Genomic DNA, 21,028 nt, shown 5'->3' on the forward strand with positions numbered 1-21,028 from the left:
CGGATGACCTCCACAAGCGAGACGCCTGATTCCACGTCTGTTCCGGAGACGTCCGCCACCACCAACGACGTACCGGCATTCGGTTGGAGTGGGTATGCCGAGCGCGTGAACGGCCGTTTCGCCATGGTCGGTTTTGTCGCGGTGCTCTTGATCGAGGCCCTCAGCCGCGACACCTTTCTGCACTGGGCGGGGTTGCTGCCCTGATCAGGGCAGACGAATCAGATCCACATCCCAGCGTCCGTTTCGGCTCACCTGCACCGCCAGACGCCGGCCTGCTCCGTCCAGGCTGACACTGCGGGGCACGCCCGGTGGATCCAGAGGCAGCCGTTGTGTTGCGCCCACGTTGCGGCGATAGAGCACCAGTTCCGTGCGGCCATCGCGTTGCTGGACGACGGCCAAGCGCTGCCCATCCGCACTGACGCTGACGCTGATGGGTTGGGCGTCAGCACGGTTGAGGCCTGGCAGCGGGACAGGGCTGCGGTTGCGAAGGTCGATCAGTTCGACCCGTTCCCGCCCATTGCGTTGGCCAAGGCTGGCTAACCAGCGTCCCCCCAGGGATGGATCCCGGCGACTGTTCACCGACTGGCGCAGAAGGCCGTTGAGATCGGGCCGGGGTGTGGGTCTGGGACTGCTGCAGCCCGTCATCAGCACCAGGCTGCAGATCAGAGCAACGCGGATCATGGCTCTGACGACAGTGTTGGCGTGGAGAGGCTCTGGCCCGGTGGACGGTCTGGTTCGAGTACTTCACTCAGATCCAGCAGTTCCACGCGCCACCGGCCCTGATCTGTCACCTGGAGAGCGATTTGCTGTGCATCTGGCGCGAGGCTGAGCAGCACCGGGTCCCGTCCCCCCGGCAGCGGCAGGGGATGCATTCGTCCATTCAGGCGGTCGGTCACCACCGCGAGTCTGCGGCGACCACGCTGGGTGATGACGGCCAGGTAGCGACCGTTCCAGCTGAGGGAGGGGGAGCTGTGGGGCTGATGACGGCTCAGCTGCGGAACGGACACCACGGATCCGTCGCTGAGGCGGCGCAGCTGCACCGTGGGTCTGCCGCGGCGATCGCTCACGACCGCCAACCATTCACCACTGCCACTCAGGGCGGGTGCCTGCTGACTGCTGCCGAACAGGGCTCCACCGGCCCGTTCTTGGCGACCGTTGCAGCCCATCAGCGCCAGGCTGGCCAGGAGAAGGAGCAGCGGGCGACGCAAGTGGCTCAGTCGTCAAAGCGGGAGCTGTTGTCCCGAGGGCTGCCGGAAGACGGCCTTGAGCTGCGGGGGGGTTGACGGCTACTGGTCGGGCGATTCGAGGCCAGCGGCGGTTCAGCAGAACGCCTCGACTCTGTTGTCGCAACCGGGTTGGCTCCGGGACGTCCCCGGTTCAGTGATGCGCTGCGGCTGGGACTGAAGGCGGCATCCTCAGCGCCGGACGGGGCGGGTTCGCCGGCAGGACGTTCAGAGCGGCCCGTAGGACGGCTGCCGCGGCGTTGATCGTCCCGCTCCGATCGTCTGGATCCAAAATCGGGGCGTTGCTCATCACGGGCTTCTCCGGCCCGGAAGCGGGCCATGCGGCGGGAGCGTTCACTGTCTTGTTCCCAGCCGGAATCCGTTGGGTTGCGACCCATGGAGCGACGGCTGGCTGCCTCTTCAGGGATCGCGGCGCGGCTGGTGCGGCGCGGTCTGTAGAACTCCTCTTCAGGTCGCTCTTCAGGGTCGTCGTCGCGGCCGGAGAAACGCCGCCGCACCGGCTGAGGTTCATCGAAACGGTCGTAGCCGTCATCCCAGCCCCCGCGCAGTCCACCAGGACCATCGCCGCGATCAGGGGCGGGCTCGTCATCGAAATAGGCGGAACGCCGCGCTTGCTCGGTGGCGACGCCACGCAAGCGCACGCTTTCGTAAGCGAAGAAAACGGTTGTACCCGCTAGGAGGAATTGGCCGAACTGCAAAATCGGGTCAAGACGCCATCCCTGGAAGAAGAGGATGCCTCCGCAAAGCAGTCCAATCGCTGCGAAGAAGACGTCGTAGTCCCGAGCCAGGGCTGGTTTGAACGTCCGCATGAAATAGAGCAGAGCTCCGCCGACGGCCAACACAATGCCGACGATGCTGGCCCAGTTGAGACTGGCGTTAACCAAAACTCTGATCCCGCTAGGGGCTCAGTCTACGAGGGGCGCCAGGGGCAGGTCAGAGTTTGCGGTCGAGACGGTCGGTCTGGCTCAGCAGGATCAGCGCGATGGTGGCGGGAACAACAACGATCACACCTCCCCAAACGAGGCTGCTCAGGAAGTTGGAGAGGGAGGGGGTCATGGGGTTGCTGCTGTCTGCATCAAAGCCGCGCTGATCCTAAGGAGCTATGTCGGCTTTCTACGATGACGGGACGATTTGCTTTGAGCTTTGTGACGCCGCTGCTGCTGCAGGTCCTGCCAGTTGTTCATCTTCTTCTTGGTCTGCTGTTGGCAGCCTGGACCCTGGCGTTTCTGCTTCGCATCGTGCTCACTTGGTACCCCCAGGTGGACCTGAACCAGGGCGTTTGGCCCGTGGTGGCCTGGCCGACGGAGCCTGTGCTGGCGCTTAGCCGCCGCGTGATCTCACCGATTGGTGGGGTCGATGTCACCCCCGTGATCTGGGTTGGATTGATCAGCCTCGTGCGTGAGTTGCTCGTTGGTCAGCAGGGGCTGCTGTCGCAAATTCTGATGCACGCTCAGGCGGCAGCCTGAGTTCAGGGGAGCATCTCTTGCTCGACGAACTTGGTGTGGATGTCGCCATTGATGAATTCCGGTCGATCCAGCATTTCGAGATGAAATTCCACCGTTGTTGGGATTCCGGTGACGGCACATTCGTTTAGGGCCCGTTTCATCCGGGTCATGGCGTGGTCGCGGTCTTTGCCCCAGACAATCAGCTTGCCGATCAAGGAGTCGTAGAAGGGCGGGATGTCGTAGCCGGTATAAACGTGGCTGTCGACGCGCACGCCTGGTCCCCCCGGGGGCAGCCATCCTGTGATTCGTCCAGGGGCGGGGCGGAAGTTATGGCGTGCATCCTCCGCGTTGATCCGGCATTCGATCGCATGGCCAGTGAGCTGGATCTCTTCCTGGCGCACGCTGATGGGTTCGCCACCGGCGATGCGCAACTGCTCGGCAATCAGATCAACACCCGTGACCATTTCGGTCACCGGATGCTCCACCTGGATGCGGGTGTTCATCTCCATGAAGTAGAAGCCCCCGCTGCGATCAAGCAGGAATTCCACCGTTCCAGCGCCCTCGTAATTAATGCTGCGGGCGGCAGCAACGGCGGCTTCACCCATGCGCAGCCGCAGTTCTGGATCTAGGGCCGGGCTGGGGGCCTCCTCCAGCAGTTTCTGGTGACGACGCTGAATCGAACAGTCGCGTTCTCCCAGGTGCACCACATTGCCGTGGCGGTCGGCCAGCACCTGCACTTCAACGTGGCGGGGCCGGTCGATGAATTTCTCCATGTAGAGCCCAGGGTTGCCAAAGGCGGCTTCCGCTTCGCCTTGGGCCGCCTTGTACAGGCTTTCCAGTTGACTGGCGTCCGGCACGAGCCGCATGCCGCGTCCGCCACCGCCGGCGGTGGCCTTGATCATCACGGGATAGCCCATCTCCTCGGCAAGGGCCGCCGCCTGGTTCGTGCTGCTGAGCAGACCTTCGCTGCCGGGAACCGTGGGGACACCCACCGATTGCATCGTCGTTTTGGCGGTCGACTTGTCCCCCATCGAGCGAATCGCGTGGGGTGACGGTCCAACGAAGGTGAGGCCGTGATCACGGCACATCTCGGCAAACTTGTCGTTCTCGGCCAGAAAGCCGTAGCCGGGATGGATGGCGTCAGCGCCGCGGGAGGTGGCCGCCGCCAGGATGTTGGGGATGTTGAGGTAGCTCTTGCTGCTCAGCGCCTCGCCGACGCAAACCGCTTCATCCGCGAGCTGAACGTGGAGTGCGTCTTTGTCGACTGAGCTGTAAACCGCCACGGTGGCGATGCCGAGCTCGCGGCAACTCCGAATGATTCGGAGAGCAATCTCGCCGCGGTTGGCGATCAGCACTTTGCCGATGGGCATCCCGCAGCATCTTCAGGCCTGACGCCGGATCGTATCAGCGCCGACCGATCAAGCCGAAAGCAAAGACCCCGCCCGGTATGATCTGACGTCGACAGAGCCCGAGCGGTGAAGTCGACCACGCGGATGTGGTGGAATTGGTAGACACGCACGTTTGAGGGGCGTGTGGCTTCGGCCTTGCGAGTTCAAGTCTCGCCATCCGCACTTTTTCTCTTGGCCCGTCCCCGCGCAGCAGAACCTGGACCGGCCGTCGTTCTTGTTTCAAACGGTCCCGGTGAGCTGACCACATGGGTCCGCCCACTGGCGGAACGTCTGCATGCCAGCCTCCGCCTTCGTCCACGGTCCTCTACGGCCGCGGCGTCCTTGCATTTGGTCCTGGTTCCCTGTCCCAATGCCACCGGGCAGGAGCCCATGGCGGCAGAGCCCTGGGGCTTGTTTGAGCGCATCGTGCCGGCACGGCGTTTCTGGTCGCTGTTGTTGCGCCCGCAGCGGTACGGCCCCTGGCCCCGGCGGGGTGTGGTGGTGTTCCTGGGAGGAGATCAGTTCTGGACCGTTCTGCTCTCTGCTCGACTTGGGTATCGCCACATCACCTATGCCGAATGGGTGGCGCGCTGGCCGGGCTGGAACGACCGGATCGCGGCCATGTCGGAGGCGGTTCAGCGCCAGCTTCCGGTTCGTTATCAGTCCCGATGCCGTGTGGTTGGGGATCTGATGGCGGATTTGTCATCCTTCGCCCGTCGGGAGGATCCCCTGCCTGAAGGCCAGTGGGTGGCCCTGCTGCCGGGCTCCAAGCCGGCAAAGCTGTGCGTGGGCATGCCATTTCTGCTCGACACCGCCGACCGCCTGGCTCGATTGCAACCCGAATGCCGTTTCTTGCTCCCGTTGGCTCCCACCACAAGCGTGGCGGAGCTACTCCGTTTTGCCGGTGGATCCAATCCAATCGCTGCCCGTTACAGCGCTTCCGTCGCGTCGGTTGACCAAGAGGAGTTGGTCACCGAGTTGGTGACGGCGGCGGGGACGCGGATTCGTCTGTTGCAGCAGCATCCGGCCCACGGGGCCTTGAGCCAGTGCGCCCTGGCCCTGACCACCGTTGGTGCCAACACGGCCGAGCTTGGAGCACTGGCTGTGCCGATGATCGTGATTGTTCCCACCCAGCACCTTGAGGTAATGCAGGCCTGGGATGGTGGGCTCGGGCTGCTGGCGCGCTTGCCGGGCTTGCGGCGTCTGATTGGGGTCTTGCTGACCCTCTGGCGTCTGCGGAACAACGGTCTGATGGCCTGGCCCAACATCAGTGCTGGCCGCGCCGTGGTCCCGGAGAGGGTGGGGGCGATCACGCCGGAGCAGATCGCGCTGGAAGCATGCGACTGGCTGAATGCTCCCGAGAGGCTGGAGGGCCAGCGGCAGGATCTCCAGGCGTTGCGGGGGGATCCAGGGGCGGTGGCTGCCCTGGCTGCAGAGGTGAGGGCATTGCTCCCCCGCGAGCTCAGCTCTTCTTAGGCTGAATAGGCTGCTAAATCCGACGTCCATGACCCCGTCCAATCCGGTCGAACGCAGTGCAGAGGAGTGGAAGCAATCCCTGACGCCGGAACAGTTCCAGGTGGCTCGTTGCGGCGGTACTGAGCGTGCTTTCACCGGTGCTTATTGGAACAACAAGGCCACCGGGATGTATCACTGCATCTGCTGTGGATCGCCGTTGTTCAGTTCTGACGCCAAATTTGACTCGGGCACCGGCTGGCCGAGTTTCTGGGACGGTGTGAGTTCCGATGCGATCAGCACCAAACAGGATCTGACCCACGGAATGGTGCGCACCGAAATCAATTGCGCCCGCTGTGATGCCCATCTAGGGCATGTCTTTGCTGATGGCCCCGCCCCTACAGGCCAGCGCTACTGCGTCAACAGCGCATCTCTGGACTTCAAGTCGGCCTGATCGTCTCCCCGCCCTCCGGCTCGCTCACCAGGGGTCGTCCAGATCCTGGGTCCCGCGCTGAGGAGCTGAGTCTTCCATCGGTTCCACATCCAGGGGTTCACCGGACTGCTGAACAGCACGGCGGGAGGCTGGCATGGCGCGCCTGGGCGGCTGCTCCTGATATGCCGGCTCTTCCTGGTAGGGAGGCTGCTCCTGATAGGCAGGCTGCTCCTGATAAGCAGGTTGTTCCTCGTAACGCGCTGGTTCGTCGTAGGCGGGGGGTTGCTGCTGCTCGTAGGACCGCGGTCGTTCAGTGGAGCGGTCGTTTCTGACGTTGTCCCGCTCGTCGTACCGCGGCCGTTCCTCGTAGCGCCGCTCGTCATACCGCTGGGGCTCATCGAGGTAACGGCGTTGCTGCATGGCCTCCTGCCGCCGATCCTCCAGTTCCACGTATTCGAGTTCCGCATCAGCATCAAGCCTTTCAGCTTCTGAGGCCTGGAGGCGCCGTTGTTCCTGCTCCTGGGGTTGTCCAGAAGTGAGCTGGTTTTCCACGGGCACCAAGTTGACCCGGTAACGCTCCCGCTCTTGCTCTTCCCAGCTGGGGCCACCGACTCCAAGTTTCTCCAGCACACCGCTGTTCAGCTGTTTCAGCTTGTCTTCGGCTCCCTCGTAAACAATGATCCGATCCGGGCCACTACTGACGATCTCCTCCACCGGCATTTCCCAGGTGCTCAGCACTCCTTCCCCCAGTAGGGGCACGCCGAGGGCTCCCATCACAAGGGTGGTCAGTTCTCCGGTTTCGATGTCGAAGGCGAAGCCGAGCACCCGACCCAGCTGCTCACCGGATTCGGTGATCACCTGGCAGTTAATGACCCGGCTGTATCGCTCGGGATTGAAGTTCTCACTCAGGGAGTCGGCGGAATCCACCAGGATCACGTCTCCCACCTGACGGATCCGGTCCAGCGGCATCCAGCGCGGCAGGCCGGGCAGAAAACGGGTCAGCGGATTGTCCCGCAGACCGACGGCGACCACCTCACGGCGGTCGATATCCACGATCACTTCACCGACCACCCCCAGGCGGCGGCCGGTGTCGCGGGTGATCACTTGGGTGCCCATCAGTTCAGAGCGCAACCAGAGGCGATCGCTGGGTACGCCAGTGGTGATGGCTTCAGTCGGGGAAGGGGTCGGGGTCAAGCGCGGGCCCTCGGCCATGGACAGTCAGGCCATTGTGGCGCAGGGGTTCCGACTGTCACGTTCAGGTTGCACAGCGAAAACGTCGATCGTTCAGGCGGCATCCGGCAAACCCACCACCTGGGTGTGGGCGCCGCGGGCCTGTGTCACTCCAATGGTGCGCTGGGCCGCGCCGATCATCGGGCGGCGATGGCTGACCACCATGAACTGTGCCGCCTCGGCCTGACGGGCGATCAGGGCGGCAAGGCGCTCCACATTGACGCCGTCCAGGAAGCTGTCCACCTCATCCAGGGCATAGAAGGGCGACGGCCGGAAGCGCTGCAGGGCAAACAGGAAGCTGAGAGCGGTGAGCGATTTCTCACCACCTGACATCGAGGCCAGGCGCCGTACGGTCTTGCCCTTGGGATGCGCCACCAGGGTGAGGCCACCTTCCAGAGGATCGTCCGGGTTCTCCAGCTGGAGGTGGCCATCACCATCAGAGAGCGAGGCAAAGATCTCGCGGAAATGGCCATCCACGGCGGTGAAAGCTTCCATGAAGGCGTCCTGACGCAGGGTGGCCACGGTTTCGATCCGCAGCAGAAGCTCTTCCCGCTCGCTGTTGAGCACATCGAGCCGCTCGTTCAGTTCGTTGAGCCTCTGTTCGAGGGCCTCAAGTTCTTCCAGCGCCAGCATGTTGACGGGCTCCAGCGCTTCCATGCGTTGCTGGATCGCCTGCAGATCGGCTTGTAAGGCCTCTAGGCCAGACAGTCGCAAGGCCTCCGGGATCTCAGGTCTGGGATCCGGCAGGGCCTGTTCCATCTCCTGGAGGCGCACCGCACCGCTGCGCTGCTCTTCGATTAACCCTTCCCGGTCTTCCTTGAGCCGTTCCAGATTCCACTCGGCCTGCTGCAGGGCCTGACGCTGCCGGCCCACCTCGGCTTCCGCGGCATCCCTGGCCCGGCGCTGGCTGCCAAAGCGTTCCTGCAGGTCGCTCTGCTGCTGCTCCAATTGTTGACGCTTCTGCTGAAGGTCGCTTTGCTGCTGGCGCCAGGCGCCATGGGCGCTGGCCAGGGCCTTCACAGCCTCCTGCAGCCGGGTCTCCTCTGCGGCCAGTGCCTTCTCCTGATCCCCCAGCCGTTCGATCGCCAGCTGTCTCTCGCGGCGGGCGTTCAGCAGCTGGTCCCGCTCGCTGCGGGCCGTCTCCAGCCGTTGGTCTGCGTCTTCCTGCTCCTTCTGTAGTTGGGCCCAGGCCGCGGCATCGTCATTGCTGCCGCTGTTCCGCTCAGCCTCATCCAGGGCTTGGAGCTCCACTGTCAGGGGGGCGAGCTCACGGCTGATCGATTCGAGCCGCTGCTGTTGTTCCGTCTGGTCCTGCTGCAGTTTGCTGAGCCTTTCAGCCCGCTGGCGGCTGCGCTCGAGCAGGGGACCGTGGTTCCGCCGGGCCGCATTGCGCTCGGCGATCAGAGCGGCTTGTTGCTGCTCGAGCTGGCGCAGCTGGGGTTTCTGCTGCTCCATCAGTTGCGCCAGCTTCGACTCCTCCCGCCGACAGGCCACCAGGGATTCACCCAGTTCCAGCAGGCGACGACGCAGTGGCTCGGCCTCGTCCTGATCACTGCTGCGACCGAAACTGAGGCTGCTGCTGCGCTGGGAGAAGCTGCCGCCGGTCATCGCGCCGCTTTTCTCCAGCAGCTCCCCATCCAGGGTCACAGCCCTGGAGCGGCCCAACTGTTGACGGGCGCTGGCCAGGTCGGAGAACACCTGGGTGTCGCCGAAGACGTAAGCGAACACCTGGTCGTACACCGGCTCGAAGCGCACCAGTTCCACAGCTCGACCGATCAGTCCAGCGCCGCTGTCCCCTCCCGGGCGTGCCCCCCTGGCAAAGGCGGCTGAGCCGCCCCCCCCGGGTGAGCGGATCTTGTTCAGGGGCAGGAAGGTAAGCCGGCCGGCACGGCGGCTCTTGAGCAGCTCGATGGCGCGGGCAGCGATGCGGTCGTCGTCGACCACCACCTGTCCGAGACGGGCCCCAGCCGCCACTTCAAGGGCGAGACGATGGCGATCCTCCACCTCACCAAGCTGGGCTACAGGGCCATGGATGCCATCGAGGCCGGCCTCCAGTAGAAGGCGAAGGGCACCGGTGCCGCGGCTTTCCTGAAGGGCATCGCGACGGCTCTCCAGACGAGCGATCTCCCGTTCCAAACGGGTTTGTTCCTGTTCAAGCCGGCTGCGGGTGCGTTGTTGGATGGCCAGGGAGTCGGCCGTTTGCTGGAGCTCCTGTTTGCCATCGGCAATGGCTTGAAGAAGGGTTTGCCAGGTCTCCTCCAGGGTCTCGAGCTGCTGCTGCACGGCGGCACCGTCGGAGCCGTCCTGCTGCTGTTCCTGGGTGAGCTCCTCGAGGCGTTCCCGTTCCTGACGCAGCCGCTCCTGCAACTGCTGTTGCTCCTCCAGCAAGGGAGAGACGCTGCTCTGTAAGTCCTGACGGCGGCCACTGCGGCGCTTTTGTTCCTCCACCCAGGCGCCGGAGCGGCCGGCAACATCAGCCAGTCGGCGGCGGGACATCTCAACCGATGCCTCAGCGGCTTTGCAGTTGTCTTCAGCGGCGTTCAGGGCGTCCTGGTTGGGGTCGCGCTCCAGCTCCCGCGACTGCAGCTGCCACTGCTGGCGACGGGTGGCGAGGTCATGGCGCTGTCCTTGAAGTTTCTGGCCTTCGTCCTGGTGGAGGGTGGCCTGGCGTTCAAGTTCGCGGCTGCTCGTGTCGAGGCCAGCCAGTTCTGCTTGAACCGTCAGCAGTTGGTCTTCTCCTAGGGCCTTGACCTGCTCCTGCAGCAGCTCCAGTTCGGCAACAGCCTTGTTCAATTGCTCCCGGCCACTGGCGATGGCCGCAGCGTCCCGCTGTTCCTGGGCTTCCAGAGCCTGTTGGCGCGTGGCCAGATCCTTCAGGGCCTGCTGGGCTGCCTCGAAGGCCAGCACCATTTCCTGGCGGCGTCCCAGCTGTAGCCGTTCCCTTAACTCCTGATACTGGCGGGCCTTGGCGCAGTCCTTCTCCAACCGTTGGCGGCTGGTCAGCAATTCCTGCTCAATGATCCGGCAACGCTCTTGGCGCTCCTGCACGTCATCGAGCTTGCGGCGGGTCTGTTCGATCCGGGTGTCGAACAGGGCAACACCGGCCAGCTCATCGATGAGGCCGCGGCGGTCCCGGTTGCTCATCGAGACGATGCGGGTGACGTCCCCCTGCATCACCACATTGCTGCCTTCGGGATCGATTCGGAGTCGTCGCAACTGGGTCTGCAGCTGTTGCAGATTGCAGGACACTCCATCAGCGCTGTAGCTGGAGCTGTAGGAGCCCCCCGGCATCACCCGCAGCTTGCGGGTCACCGTCCACTCGGTTTGTCCCGGTTGAATCCAGGGGCCTTCCGCCGGTGCGTCGAGGCCTTCCTCGGCGGCATCGGGTGTCCAGTCGCTGAGATCGAAGCGAACACTGACTGTGGTTTCGGCGGCCTTGCCAGCCTTCAGCATGCCGCTGTTGACGAGGTCCGGAAGGCGGTCGGCCCGCATGCCGCGACTGGTGGCCAGGCCTAGGCAGAACAGAACGCCGTCGAGGATGTTGCTCTTGCCGGAACCGTTGGGTCCGGTCACAACGGTGAATCCCTCCTCAAGAGGGATGGTCATCGCTCCGCCGAACGACTTGAAGTGCGTAAGCCCAACCTGATTGATATGAACCAACAGGATCTGGGGCTGTCAGCAGGCCGAAACTAGCGGAGCTCACGAAAAGCTCAAGGGATCGTTAACGAGCAGTTTCCGTTGGCGATGCGTAGGCAGCCCTGAAGGTCGCCCTGGAGCTGCAGGGTTACGTCTGCATCCGTGGCGTTTGGAAGCACGCCGCTGTAGCTCCCGGCATGGATCCGTTCGGCCCAGCCCCGGTTGCCCGAAACGGCAGCACTGCGTGGTTCCAGCCAGGCCCGCCGATGTGGTGGCAGGGGAACCGCCGGTTGCCCCCCTGCGTTCGGGCGCGGCACGGTCGCGAGGCGCCAGGTTCTGCAGCTGTCCCCATGCTCAAGCAGCAGATCGATATGGCATCCGCTGGGGTCGTCCGGCGCTCCGGTGTGACGCAGTAGGGCGTATCGCGGCAAAGACTTTCCCTCAGCCTTCAGTCTCCCTACCCTTTTAGAGGTTTCTGCCACCGGTCTTTATGGCCTCGACACCGCCGCAGTCCAACGGCAGATTCGAGCATCACTTCCGTGAGCGGTTCGACAGCCTGCTCCCCACGATCCAAGAGCGTTGGCCGGATTTGGCCCATCACACCCTGGAAGCGACCCGGGGAAGTGTGGATGAGCTTGTTCGTCTGATCGAAGCGAATACAGGCCTGACGCCCCAAGGAGTGCGCGATCAGCTTGAGGATCTTCTCCATAACGCGGGTGATCGCAGCCGCGACTGGGCCGACAGTCTTGACCCGCTGGAAGAGCAACTGGAACAGCTGCTGGATGAGTTGAACAGCACGCTGCGGCCAAAGATTGAGGCACCTGTGCGTCAGCGACCGCTTCTGGCCGTCGGTGTTGCCCTAGGTGTTGGTTTGCTGCTGGGCAGCATGCTTCGCGGAGGACGGCGTTCCTGATGGCCGATCAAAACTCTCCGCGTGGATTTGGAGCAGCCGCCCGGGTCACGGCGCTGGCGGCGTCAGTCATGGACCTGCATGTGCGTATTGCTCTGCAGGAGGTGGATCGTGAAAAACGCCGATTGATCAGCGGTGGTTTGTTCCTCGCCATCGGAGGTACCGCCATGTTCCTGGCGTTGTTGGCGGGAGAAGCGTCGTTGCTGCTTTGGATTCAGGCCGAGTGGGGGCTGGATTGGATGCGCGCGCTGCTGACCCTTTCCGTTGCCAATCTTGTGCTGGCTGGCATCAGTTTGCGCATCGGTGGGCAGGTGTTGAAGGGGCCTTTCTTGCCCCAGACACTTGAGGGCCTGATGAAAACCGTTCGTGCGGTGATGGGGCGGGTCTGAACCGGCCCCAGCGCGTTAGACGCATCATCATCACTTCACCATGCAATTAACAGTTAACCCACGGTTAATGCCGGGTTAACTTGCCTTGATTGTTGTTCTGTGATCGTTGCGCTCCCCCTTCTGGCGAAGGTTTCGGCAGGATCTTGTTCCTGATCAGCAATCCGGTTCGCGCCTTGAGCTTGGCTCGGGACAGTCAACTCTTTTCCTGGTGGCCGGTCCCTGTGGATCTGGAAAGTCCTCCGTCATCCAGAAAGCGGTCCAATCTGATCTTCCTTTGTTTGGTGATGCACTGAGAGGTGAGTTTCTAGGGTCTGTTTTGGATCGATCCGGTCGTGAATATGACGATTACGGCCTTGCTTTAGAGCAACATTCCTGTTTTCAGGCCAGTCATGTGAAGCGGTTATCGCGTGAGTCGGCCCTGCCATCTGGTCTGTTACTTCATCTTGATCTTTATCAAATACTGCGGGGTATTGATGCGTCCTATTGGCCTAGGGGGCTGAAAAGAAGGGCTCAGCGCCTTTCAAATGAGTCAGACAGATTGCCGAAACGATGCTTTGAAGATCTGCTCAAGCCCCGTCAAAATGATTTGATGATGCAAGCTTTTCTGGCCAAAAAACTGTTCCAACGTTTCAGGCAGGTTGCTGTAGCAACGGTTCATTGCAGCTTCGAGCGAAATGCCTCTCAGTTGGCGGCTCGCAAGCGTCGTTCAAGCGGCAAATGGATGAAATATTTTTCTGCCCCTGATCACATCGCTCGAGCGATTCATGCTGAGATTTATCGCTGCTGGGACAGCGCGTTGGTTCATATGTCACCTGTCGCCAATGTTTCGATCAATGTTGACTCCGATGATGGATTTTCTGTGAATGGAAGCTTTGTCTCCTACGACGACTGAAACCTGTGGGCTCGTGTTGTCGCATCACCGAATGTCGTAGTTCAACCAGCGGCAATCAATTCCGCCGTTGCTCACAGGAATCCGTCGCGATGCTTTGAGCCGTAGTGCACCCGTGAGCTTCGGATTGCCACTCAACAGCCAAAGCTGCCAGCCGGAAGCTTCTCGGCGTACAAATTGCCCCAGAGCGCTGTAGAGCCCATCGAGTTCCTCTTCGTCACCGATGCGTTGGCCATAGGGCGGATTGCACACCAGGACTCCCGGACCATCGGGCAGTGTTTCGTCTTCAAACGGGCTGGTGGAGATGCGGATGATTCCGCTCAGGCCTGCAGCCTCCACGTTGGCGCGGGCCTGATCAGCGATGACGGGATCCGCTTCGATTCCAAGCAGGAGGGGGACTGTGAGGTCTCGGCGCCTGCGCTGCCTGGCGCGATCGACTTCTTTCTCCCAGAGTTCGGGTTGGAAATCGGCCCAGCCCTCAAGGGCAAAACGACGCTCCAATCCCGGCGCTTGCTGCAGCGCTGCCAGTGCCGCTTCGATTAAGAGCACTCCCGATCCACAGCAGGGATCTACCAGGGGGCTTCTTCCATCCCAGCCTGTCAGGCGAATCAGGCCGGCGGCCAGATTCTCTTTCAAGGGTGCGGCCCCCATGGCTGCCCTGTAGCCGCGGCGGTGCAGGCTTCCGCCACTGCCGTCGAGGCTCAGCTGGGCCACTCCGCGGCCAAGGTGGAGATGTAAGGAGAGGTCGGGGTCGTCGAGATCAATGGAGGAGCGTTCTCCCCACAGATCCCGTTGCGCATCCACAAGGGCGTTTTTGACCTGCAAGGCCGTGAAATGGCTGTGGTTTAGACCCGGTGCTGTTCCGGTCACATCCACCCGGAAGGTCATGGAGGGATGTAGCCAGCGTTCCCAGTCGAGGGCCCGGCGGATGCCGTCATAGAGGTCGTCCCTGCCTTGGCAAGGGAAGCTCGCCACCTGACGCAGCACGCGGAAGGGCAGCCGAGCCTGCAGGTGCATCCTGTACAGACAGGCCATGTCTGCTTCGAAGCTGACGGCACGCCTGCCAGGCTTCACGGAATGGGCCCCGAGGTCGGTCAGTTCTTCGCTGCCGGCAGCCTCAAGGCCCTGGGGAAGAACTGCAACAGCAGATAGCCGGTTTGTTCGACCCAAGGGCGTTGTGCTCCAGGCCACCACTCCTGTCAGAATGACAGGGTCCGGCTTTGTCGGACTAGGTGATCCACACCAGTGTTTCGGACAGCGGTTCGATTCCGCTCAGCTCCATTCCCCCTTCTCGGGGCTGCAATGGTTTCGACGGGGCATGAGGAGGGTGACTGAAGCCTGCTCGGTGAGAGCAAACCCGTAACTGCGAACAACATCGTTCGTTTCTCCCGTCAAGCAGCCCCTGTTGCTGCCTGACCCTTAGGGGAGATGGGGTGAAGTCAGCCTTATCACCCAAATGACTCATGGGGGCTGGAAGGCCCCCTCAACCATTCCAGGACAAGCGATCTCAGGGGTCGCCTTTTTTAGTGCTCAGGGGTCCGTGGACATCCCGGTGGACATCCCGAGGCCGTGGACATCTAGTCGTGTGGTAGCCCACTCCACGTCCAGGCGATCCAGCACCATCTTTCCCACCCCCGTCTTGCGGCGTTGCTGTTGCTACTGGCGCCATCACGCTTTGCGCATTCGGTCCTGCAGTGATTCCCGCTTTGCCTTCACCGGTGCTGCTGCTGGCTCGGGGATTAAGCCCGTTCCCGTTCATCGAGGTCTAGACATAGTGGTTCTGGAAAGAGAAGATCAAGAGGAGATGATTTGGCGGTTGCAAAAGGTCGATGATGGGCAGCGAATCGTCTGAGCAATTTGATTACTTAATCCAAGCTCAGGTGCGTCAATCAGATCATATTGAGTTCAAGCGACTTCAGAATTCACTTAAGCAAGCAGTGTTGCAGTCAAGAGGCTTTATTGAACAGGAGATAACGCATCGGCGACTTGAAAATGACATATTTGAATATAACGTAAGATTGCGTTTTAGTGATATTCAATCATGCCTCGAATGGATTGATAGCCCTGTTCGCAGGCGTTTGCTGAATCAAGCAGAAACTAGATTTGTTCATCGGTTTCAATCCGGAATTCATCGGCCTTCGTTTGATCTTTGGCTGACATCCCAGCTGCCAGATTCCCCACCCGTCTGGAAAATGAACTTGTTGGTTTGGCTTGCTCTCTACCCATCCGTGATGCTGCTGAGCTTGATCGGCGTTGACACCTTGGGGAAATTGCCATTGGCTCTAAACATGTTGTTGAGTACTGCAATCACCGTTGCTTTGACTGGTTGGCTTCTCGTTCCGCTGCTGGCTAATGCCTATAGGGAGTGGCTAAAAAACAGATTCATGGCGCTTCAATCTGGCGGGTAGCGCCTCAATATTTGCCTTTCTCATTGTCAGTTATGTGATTTTTGGTTCGTCTAATTTTTTGGGCTGAGTGATCATCCGTAGCTGACGCATGATCACTAGATTCGCAAAACCCGCAGGCGAATGCTTAGGCATAACGCCATCGAGGCGTGGGACAAGATGCTCAAAACAGGCTGGCGATGGTGCAACCCACCAGTGCGGTGAGGTTCAACTCCCTCGGTTGAGGGATGCGCTGGTTGTTTTTTCGACTTAAGACAAGGGGAGTTGATCGTCGAATCCATGCCAATCGCAAACCAGCAATGCGCATGTGAGCCATGTGGCTGCAGTGTTTCTCCTGACAAAGCCGTCGAGAAAGATGGAAAGATTTATTGCTCTCAGCCCTGTGCTGATGGTCACGCCGGAGAAGAGCAATGTTGCTCAAGTTTTGATTGCTGCTGATTAGTCACAGCAGTCGCAGTCTTGCGAGGCGGCCACTGCGCATTCTTCTAATGAGTCCACTGACCCGCAGCTAATGACATTTGAATCCCTAAGTACCCGTACTTGAACTCCACCACTTGGATCTTCAGCCAATTCCACGGCGAGCCCAACTAGCTCCTCCCCGTTCGCATTCGTGTAGTTCAACAGTGCAAAACGTTGAAATTCCTCAGGAGTGGACATGAGCAAAAAAAATCTGGAAAGCTGAATTAATGCTGAACTGACTCCCCCAGCAAAACTTTTGGCAAGGGAGTCATTGGGTTGTTCAGCGTCCAATGGGGCCGTTGCGAGGACCATTGGATGGAGGGGAAACTCCGATAACACCATGGCGATGGCTTGAGGTCAGCGCAGTTGAAATTGAGTTATTAGTACCGACCAAATGAGATGAGGTCAGGTGCTGCTGAGGGGAGCAAAACCTTCGATGCACTTCCATTAGAAAAAGCCCCCGCAGCTCTGCAGAACTAGAAAGGGGGGCCGACGAGCGCGAAAAAGCACTCGCAGCGAAATGGTAATCATTCTCAATGCTTCAGCGCGGAAGGTGAGGTGACAGGGAAAAAAGCGATCCCTTAGCTATTGCTTAAGAATCAATGTGCCTATGCGAACTAGGTCGCTTAGGTGATCAGGAATACTCTCCTCCAGGGCTTGCAGAGCGCTTGCCCACGAATGTGCTGGGCTTAACGAGGGCCCAGCGCTTTCCCAGTAAAAAAAGCCCCCGCTTGTGGGCGAAAACTCTGACTGAAGTGAACTATCAAGGTGGCAAAAAACCGGATAGCTGCTCGCTTTTAGTTTGCGTATCGATTACGGCTCAACCTCTGCACCCCAAGCAGGGTCAGTGGCAGGCTCGATCTTGATAAGGCTGAGGAGGACTAGCTGTTACGTCGGGAAGCCCGATGCTTAGCGGCTGAAAGCAATACAAGACCCGCAAGGGAAAAGCAGGGGCTGCTGATGTTGTCGCTATGCATCTCCCGACAAAACCTCACACACACCACCCCGTCAGCAATGGCGGGGTTGTTCTTTGTCCACCCGGATGGGGGATGCGAACCCCTGAAATCGGACAGAACTATGGCTCGGATGGGGGAGGTGATTCACGGCTGGAACGGAGATGTTGTGTATGGGCGATTCCCTCCAATTGCACAAGATAAATGATCAGCGAAAGTCAAATCCATTTTGCATCGACAGCGTTTAACTGTCTTCAGAGAAAAGGCTCATCTTTTTTTCAGGAATTCATAAAGATCAATTTCGATAAAATTTCCGAGCTAGAGGTCCAGATTGCTAGCGACGAATCAAGCTTTCGCGGTTACAGCCTTGAAAGAAAAAGAATGATGATTAACACCTTTGCAGTTGGAATGCTCTATATTTCAACCTTATCCGAAGAGGATAAGAGTTGTATCGGCCAGGCGTCGCAAAAGCAGCTAATGCTTGAAAAAAAAAGGATTAAGAGTGCAATTTATCTTTAGCGCTGCCGCATGTGCACCTCAAGTCTAGAGAGTTGTCGAGCAATCATTTACAGCCAGAGACCCTCTCACCACGTTCTCACTCAACTCACCACTCAGGACAATGTTTAGATAGGAAGTAGTCTGCATTATGGAAAAAAGGGGTGCAAGCCCTTACTTTTCAAAAATCAAATGCAAGCCAAACGACAGTATTTTGAGCTTATCAAACTTCTCACTCAAGCAGGCAAGCACCTTGAGGCTCAAGCCCTTTATGAGCAGTTGATTGATCGTAGAAGCGAAGAATCTGCCATTCAAACTAGCTAGGTCGCCATGACTGATGGAGCAAAAATCTAGGCTGGTTGTTAAACAGAACGATTAAACCAGTGAACTTTTGATTGAGGCCATCCATCTTCCGATAAAACCTCACACACACCACCCCCTCAGCAGTGATGGGGTTTTTTCTTGCTTACCCAGAGCGGGGAAAACTCAACGCAGTTACGTCATGACCCATGACCTGCCGCTTCCACCATGGCTAGTACTTCAGAAATTCAGCTGCTCAATGGGCCTAATGAAGCCAACCACCCTTCTTGGAACACTGATCCTGCTCAGCACCTGGAGCAGTGTTGGCGCCACTGAGGCCGGAACATATTCAGTTCAAAAAGCTGACAACAGCATCGAGCAACGCATTGCTGCTGCACGGAGTGACGACGGCTGGTCGCACCTGTTGAATGCAAAGCTGCACAAACCGCTGGATATCGCTGCTTGGGGTAACGGTCGCGGACGTGGCTGGGCCAATGGCGGTGGCTGGCGCAATGGTGGCGGTTTCGCTAATTCAAGTGGTGGTTTCGCTAACGCCGGTGGTGGTGGCTGGCGCAACGGTTCAGGTGCCTGGGGCAACGGTGGCGGGCGACGTGGCTTTGTGAATTGGTAGAACTGCGAGCTGACTTCACCCCGTCAGCAATGGCGGGATTTTTATTGCCTACCCAGATGGGGGATTCGTAGCCCTGAAATTGGGCAAAACTCCCGCATGGTTCTGGCGAGCTTCGGAATGTGCTGGCTACTCTGCCGGGCCTATGGCTGTTTTAGTTGCTGTCAACACGCTTTCTGATGGTTGTCTCTGGATTGTCCATTAAATTTTGCCTTTGCTGAATTAAAGACATGACTTCGGTGTTGACGCATTCTCCTACTACAGGATTTCTATGCCACATTCCAGGACGTCCGGATTCTGATCCGCTAGAGATGTATCGCATATCTATTGACCAACGAAGTTGGTTGCTTGAGTTGATAAGGCTGCGGTGAAGTGTGTATTGATCAAATAAAATTAAATCACCAAGGATCGTTTTCGTCTTGATGGGTTGTAAATCACGTCGCTCATTTAGAACTTCTTTCATGATCTCATCCTTGACTTCTGGTCCACTTTCTCCGCGTCGATGTTCAAGCCATCCAAAGCTTGTACTTCTAGGAATTATTTCGATTCCACCATTGTGACTATCTGTAGAGGTTAATGGAATCCAGGCGGTCACAATACAAAGATTGCTCTGTCCCGGATCGGTGGCTCCATAGTCCTGGTGCCAGGGGACAGTTGTAAAAGGGCTAACGCCGTATTTGCTTGGATATTTAACTCTAATGTTGTGAATTGGACTCAGCTCGCTTTTGCTCCAGCCTGTATTGGCCTCCAGTACACCTTTTATTTCTTGAGATAATGCAAGTTTATATACAGATGGAAGGTAAGGTAGATTCTTCTGCAGAGAAAGCTGGAAGTCTGAGATGCAGTTTGAGAATTGCTTGGCTTGTCGATCAATGTCATTAAAAACCAAGCCCTTCTTGGGTGAACCTTTGATTGTCATCCATTCAGATAGTTCTGCTTTAACTTCCTGGATTAGATTCTTGGGAATTGCGTTTTTACAGTGACGCCATCCAAGGGGGCCTAATGGTGATTCAGTATTAAAGTGCATCAGCCATTTTTTCGTTGAAGCCACATTCGAACCATAGCGACTGGACTGGCTTGGCCATTTCTTGGCGGTGGAAGAGCAGGACAGGTTGGCGGGTTGGCACCTAGGGGTGAGCCTCTAACCAGATGGGGGATAAAGCCCGCTTAATAAATCCCTGAGATGGGGGAGGTGATTCCCAGCCGAGAGTTAGATTGTTGTCATGTACCCGCTTACCGAGTAAATGGGTTTAGAAAATCTTCTTTCTGATTCATTTGGTCTTTTAGGCCAAGAATTCCACTACAGAACATGCGGTTGTGATTCTTGCAGGCTTAATGCTGGAGATAGCCATCAGAGCAATGATGCTCAAGGCAGCTCAGCGCAAGGAGGTGGATATTTATCAACAGCTGGACTAATCAGTGACACCTTTGGTGTGCACACTGCAAATGCATTAAATGCAAGCGGAGGTGAAACACTTAAATATTATATTCACAATGGAACAGGTTTCACCACATTTGAAGACTACACTTACGGAGACTCTTTGGGACACTCCTCTGATGAAGCCAATTTTATTAGAAGTATTTTTGATCGCATAGATCCATATATTGACTTGGACTTCCGTGAGTCAAGTGACTGGAGTGGTACGACGTTTGATATTTATTCTCTTGGCGACTACAGCGAATGGGGCGATAAAACACTTGGGGAGGTTAATGATCAAGGTTATGGCTCTAGTTCGTATTGGGATATTTATTGGAAGGATACTGATGGCAGTGCTTCGCTCAATAGCAGTGACGCCAATACAATCGTTCATGAGATTGGTCATGCACTAGGTCTGTCGCATCCTTACGAGGATCCTTTTAATGGAAATTGGAATACTGACGACACAGTTATGTCATACAATATAAGCCCTGATGGCTGGGATAATTGGTTTAGCGACACTGACATAGCAGCATTGATTGAAATATGGGGTGCAGAAGATGATCAATTGGTTAGCAACCTGGTTGGCACTGCTGGCGCTGATTTTATAAGTGGCCTGATTGGTCAGGTGAATTCAGAAACGATTGATGGCAGCGATGGAAACGACACATTGCGTGGTTATGGAGGTGGTGACTACCTCATCGGTGGTAATGGCAATGACCTAATGGGTGGCAACTTCGGTCGCGACACCTTGGTTGGTGGCGCTGGCAACGATGAGATGAACGGTGGTCAGGGTGGTGACGATATGTCTGGGGGTGCTGGAGCAGACATCGTTCGTGGTGGTGCTGGCAAGAACACCATCAGCGCAGGTGCCAACGATGGGGCTACGGACCAGATCTATGTCCACGCTGATTCGGTCTTGTATGGACGCCCCACAGACGGCAGCTTTGCTGACTTGCTGAATGACCTAGGAGCTAACGATCGGATTTATATCCATGGCGTTGAAGGCAGCCAGCTGAGTTTCCAGATGGCATCACTCCCCAGTAGTGGCGAACAAGGCGTTGGCATCTTTGCCAATGGCGCCCTTGAAGCAGTCGTCACCGGCGGGCTTGGAGTGGATCAGGTCAACGCAATGACGGAAGGCGGATTCTTCTAGTCGTCTCTGGAAGGATTGTCGGGAAGCCTGATGCCTATTGAGAGCGGCTGGAAGCAATAAAAGACCCGCAAGGGGAAAGCAGGGGGCGTTGTGATTGTCGCTATCCATCTCCCGACAAAACCTCACACACACTCACCACCCCGTCAGCAATGGCGGTTTTTTGCTGATCAAACTTTCAACGCATCAGACTTGGAAGCTT

General features: G+C 58.4%; 23 protein-coding genes and 1 tRNA gene. 14 read left to right on the forward strand and 10 right to left on the reverse strand.

Translation table 11 applies throughout. The features are described from left to right. Nucleotides 1–3: 3 nt before the first annotated feature. The gene (locus NCN06_RS05040) at nucleotides 4–204 is read left to right on the forward strand and encodes a CAB/ELIP/HLIP family chlorophyll-binding protein (protein WP_115022509.1); all 201 of its coding nucleotides are present in this window, start codon (nucleotides 4–6) and stop codon (nucleotides 202–204) included. On the opposite strand, the gene NCN06_RS05045 is transcribed toward NCN06_RS05040, so the two are convergent. Genes NCN06_RS05045 through psbX form a run of 4 tightly spaced genes read right to left on the reverse strand, consistent with a single transcriptional unit; the run spans nucleotide 205 to nucleotide 2,300 of the window. Then, on the reverse strand, nucleotides 205–681 hold the full coding sequence (locus tag NCN06_RS05045) for a TolB family protein (protein WP_226398626.1): 477 nt from the start codon (nucleotides 679–681) through the stop codon (nucleotides 205–207). Further along, nucleotides 678–1,208, reverse strand: coding sequence for a TolB family protein (locus tag NCN06_RS05050; protein ID WP_115022505.1), 531 nt, complete (start codon nucleotides 1,206–1,208; stop codon nucleotides 678–680). The genes NCN06_RS05045 and NCN06_RS05050 overlap by 4 nt, the downstream gene beginning before the upstream one ends. 5 nt (nucleotides 1,209–1,213) lie before the next feature. Next, on the reverse strand, nucleotides 1,214–2,128 hold the full coding sequence (locus tag NCN06_RS05055) for a Ycf66 family protein (protein WP_226398625.1): 915 nt from the start codon (nucleotides 2,126–2,128) through the stop codon (nucleotides 1,214–1,216). Nucleotides 2,129–2,177: 49 nt separating this feature from the next. After that, nucleotides 2,178–2,300: a photosystem II reaction center X protein gene (gene psbX / locus NCN06_RS05060; protein ID WP_115022502.1), complete on the reverse strand. Its 123-nt coding sequence runs from the start codon at nucleotides 2,298–2,300 to the stop codon at nucleotides 2,178–2,180. Between the two features lie 80 nt (nucleotides 2,301–2,380). Here psbX and NCN06_RS05065 point away from each other — a divergent pair, with 80 nt between their 5' ends. Further along, nucleotides 2,381–2,710, forward strand: a complete 330-nt coding sequence (locus tag NCN06_RS05065; protein ID WP_166018068.1) for a YggT family protein — start codon at nucleotides 2,381–2,383, stop codon at nucleotides 2,708–2,710. Nucleotides 2,711–2,712: 2 nt separating this feature from the next. Here the strand turns inward: NCN06_RS05065 and accC are convergent, their stop codons facing one another. Next, nucleotides 2,713–4,059, reverse strand: a complete 1,347-nt coding sequence (accC, locus tag NCN06_RS05070; RefSeq protein WP_166017737.1) for an acetyl-CoA carboxylase biotin carboxylase subunit — start codon at nucleotides 4,057–4,059, stop codon at nucleotides 2,713–2,715. A gap of 119 nt (nucleotides 4,060–4,178) precedes the next feature. On the opposite strand from accC, the gene NCN06_RS05075 reads away from it, so the two are divergent. The 3 genes from NCN06_RS05075 to msrB all read left to right on the forward strand — a co-directional run bounded on the left by NCN06_RS05075 (nucleotide 4,179) and on the right by msrB (nucleotide 5,983). After that, nucleotides 4,179–4,260 (forward strand) — tRNA-Leu (locus NCN06_RS05075). A 9-nt stretch (nucleotides 4,261–4,269) separates the two neighbouring features. Beyond that, complete coding sequence (locus NCN06_RS05080) at nucleotides 4,270–5,553, forward strand: glycosyltransferase family protein (RefSeq protein ID WP_226398623.1); 1,284 nt, start codon at nucleotides 4,270–4,272, stop codon at nucleotides 5,551–5,553. 28 nt (nucleotides 5,554–5,581) lie between these two features. Then, nucleotides 5,582–5,983, forward strand: a complete 402-nt coding sequence (gene msrB, locus NCN06_RS05085) for a peptide-methionine (R)-S-oxide reductase MsrB (protein WP_226398622.1) — start codon at nucleotides 5,582–5,584, stop codon at nucleotides 5,981–5,983. Between the two features lie 24 nt (nucleotides 5,984–6,007). On the opposite strand, the gene NCN06_RS05090 is transcribed toward msrB, so the two are convergent. From NCN06_RS05090 to NCN06_RS05100, 3 genes are all read right to left on the reverse strand, one after another. Next, on the reverse strand, nucleotides 6,008–7,156 hold the full coding sequence (locus NCN06_RS05090) for a PRC-barrel domain-containing protein (protein WP_370629834.1): 1,149 nt from the start codon (nucleotides 7,154–7,156) through the stop codon (nucleotides 6,008–6,010). Between the two features lie 90 nt (nucleotides 7,157–7,246). Further along, complete coding sequence (gene smc, locus NCN06_RS05095) at nucleotides 7,247–10,852, reverse strand: chromosome segregation protein SMC (RefSeq protein WP_250398717.1); 3,606 nt, start codon at nucleotides 10,850–10,852, stop codon at nucleotides 7,247–7,249. 50 nt (nucleotides 10,853–10,902) lie between these two features. Beyond that, nucleotides 10,903–11,259 carry a hypothetical protein gene (locus NCN06_RS05100; RefSeq protein WP_226398619.1) on the reverse strand — a complete coding sequence of 119 codons (357 nt, stop codon included), beginning with the start codon at nucleotides 11,257–11,259 and terminating at the stop codon, nucleotides 10,903–10,905. 59 nt (nucleotides 11,260–11,318) lie between these two features. Here NCN06_RS05100 and NCN06_RS05105 point away from each other — a divergent pair, with 59 nt between their 5' ends. From NCN06_RS05105 to NCN06_RS05115, 3 genes are all read left to right on the forward strand, one after another. Next, the gene (locus NCN06_RS05105) at nucleotides 11,319–11,741 is read left to right on the forward strand and encodes an ElaB/YgaM/YqjD family protein (protein ID WP_115093108.1); all 423 of its coding nucleotides are present in this window, start codon (nucleotides 11,319–11,321) and stop codon (nucleotides 11,739–11,741) included. After that, nucleotides 11,741–12,127, forward strand: a complete 387-nt coding sequence (locus tag NCN06_RS05110; protein ID WP_226398618.1) for a phage holin family protein — start codon at nucleotides 11,741–11,743, stop codon at nucleotides 12,125–12,127. The genes NCN06_RS05105 and NCN06_RS05110 overlap by 1 nt, the downstream gene beginning before the upstream one ends. A 106-nt stretch (nucleotides 12,128–12,233) precedes the next feature. Further along, nucleotides 12,234–13,019, forward strand: a complete 786-nt coding sequence (locus NCN06_RS05115; protein ID WP_226398617.1) for a hypothetical protein — start codon at nucleotides 12,234–12,236, stop codon at nucleotides 13,017–13,019. 24 nt (nucleotides 13,020–13,043) lie between these two features. Here the strand turns inward: NCN06_RS05115 and NCN06_RS05120 are convergent, their stop codons facing one another. Continuing rightward, complete coding sequence (locus NCN06_RS05120; protein WP_250398718.1) at nucleotides 13,044–14,186, reverse strand: THUMP domain-containing class I SAM-dependent RNA methyltransferase; 1,143 nt, start codon at nucleotides 14,184–14,186, stop codon at nucleotides 13,044–13,046. Between the two features lie 662 nt (nucleotides 14,187–14,848). Here NCN06_RS05120 and NCN06_RS05130 point away from each other — a divergent pair. The 5 genes from NCN06_RS05130 (at nucleotide 14,849) to grrA (ending at nucleotide 18,259) form a co-directional block, all read left to right on the forward strand. Continuing rightward, nucleotides 14,849–15,424, forward strand: a complete 576-nt coding sequence (locus NCN06_RS05130; protein ID WP_226398599.1) for a putative antibiotic biosynthesis monooxygenase — start codon at nucleotides 14,849–14,851, stop codon at nucleotides 15,422–15,424. Between the two features lie 99 nt (nucleotides 15,425–15,523). Further along, entirely contained in the window at nucleotides 15,524–15,625 is a 102-nt protein-coding gene (locus tag NCN06_RS05135; RefSeq protein ID WP_350223182.1) for a DUF1651 domain-containing protein, read from the forward strand. A 75-nt stretch (nucleotides 15,626–15,700) separates the two neighbouring features. After that, on the forward strand, nucleotides 15,701–15,859 hold the full coding sequence (locus NCN06_RS05140; RefSeq protein WP_226398598.1) for a metallothionein: 159 nt from the start codon (nucleotides 15,701–15,703) through the stop codon (nucleotides 15,857–15,859). 1,178 nt (nucleotides 15,860–17,037) lie between these two features. Continuing rightward, nucleotides 17,038–17,352 carry a hypothetical protein gene (locus tag NCN06_RS05145; protein WP_226423214.1) on the forward strand — a complete coding sequence of 105 codons (315 nt, stop codon included), beginning with the start codon at nucleotides 17,038–17,040 and terminating at the stop codon, nucleotides 17,350–17,352. 544 nt (nucleotides 17,353–17,896) lie between these two features. Next, nucleotides 17,897–18,259 carry a GrrA/OscA1 family cyclophane-containing rSAM-modified RiPP gene (gene grrA / locus NCN06_RS05150; protein ID WP_226422701.1) on the forward strand — a complete coding sequence of 121 codons (363 nt, stop codon included), beginning with the start codon at nucleotides 17,897–17,899 and terminating at the stop codon, nucleotides 18,257–18,259. Between the two features lie 151 nt (nucleotides 18,260–18,410). Here grrA and NCN06_RS05155 read toward each other — a convergent pair whose 3' ends face one another. Then, nucleotides 18,411–19,307: a phytanoyl-CoA dioxygenase family protein gene (locus NCN06_RS05155; RefSeq protein WP_250398719.1), complete on the reverse strand. Its 897-nt coding sequence runs from the start codon at nucleotides 19,305–19,307 to the stop codon at nucleotides 18,411–18,413. A gap of 193 nt (nucleotides 19,308–19,500) precedes the next feature. Between NCN06_RS05155 and NCN06_RS05160 the strand changes: the two genes are divergently transcribed. Further along, entirely contained in the window at nucleotides 19,501–20,829 is a 1,329-nt protein-coding gene (locus NCN06_RS05160; protein WP_226398164.1) for a hypothetical protein, read from the forward strand. Nucleotides 20,830–21,028: the final 199 nt, after the last annotated feature.

This window comes from Synechococcus sp. MU1648 (assembly GCF_023630615.1).
GTDB lineage: Bacteria > Cyanobacteriota > Cyanobacteriia > PCC-6307 > Cyanobiaceae > Parasynechococcus.

Excerpts from the sequence above, each read along its gene's own strand:
- NCN06_RS05145 (WP_226423214.1), top strand. The coding sequence starts at position 17,038 with ATGATCAGCGAAAGTCAAATCCATTTTGCATCGACAGCGTTTAACTGT.
- NCN06_RS05110 (WP_226398618.1), top strand. The coding sequence starts at position 11,741 with ATGGCCGATCAAAACTCTCCGCGTGGATTTGGAGCAGCCGCCCGGGTC.
- NCN06_RS05040 (WP_115022509.1), top strand. The coding sequence starts at position 4 with ATGACCTCCACAAGCGAGACGCCTGATTCCACGTCTGTTCCGGAGACG.
- accC (WP_166017737.1), bottom strand. The coding sequence starts at position 4,059 with ATGCCCATCGGCAAAGTGCTGATCGCCAACCGCGGCGAGATTGCTCTC.
- NCN06_RS05140 (WP_226398598.1), top strand. The coding sequence starts at position 15,701 with ATGCCAATCGCAAACCAGCAATGCGCATGTGAGCCATGTGGCTGCAGT.
- psbX (WP_115022502.1), bottom strand. The coding sequence starts at position 2,300 with ATGACCCCCTCCCTCTCCAACTTCCTGAGCAGCCTCGTTTGGGGAGGT.
- NCN06_RS05160 (WP_226398164.1), top strand. The coding sequence starts at position 19,501 with ATGGGTTTAGAAAATCTTCTTTCTGATTCATTTGGTCTTTTAGGCCAA.
- grrA (WP_226422701.1), top strand. The coding sequence starts at position 17,897 with ATGAAGCCAACCACCCTTCTTGGAACACTGATCCTGCTCAGCACCTGG.
- NCN06_RS05105 (WP_115093108.1), top strand. The coding sequence starts at position 11,319 with ATGGCCTCGACACCGCCGCAGTCCAACGGCAGATTCGAGCATCACTTC.
- NCN06_RS05045 (WP_226398626.1), bottom strand. The coding sequence starts at position 681 with ATGATCCGCGTTGCTCTGATCTGCAGCCTGGTGCTGATGACGGGCTGC.
- msrB (WP_226398622.1), top strand. The coding sequence starts at position 5,582 with ATGACCCCGTCCAATCCGGTCGAACGCAGTGCAGAGGAGTGGAAGCAA.
- NCN06_RS05130 (WP_226398599.1), top strand. The coding sequence starts at position 14,849 with ATGGGCAGCGAATCGTCTGAGCAATTTGATTACTTAATCCAAGCTCAG.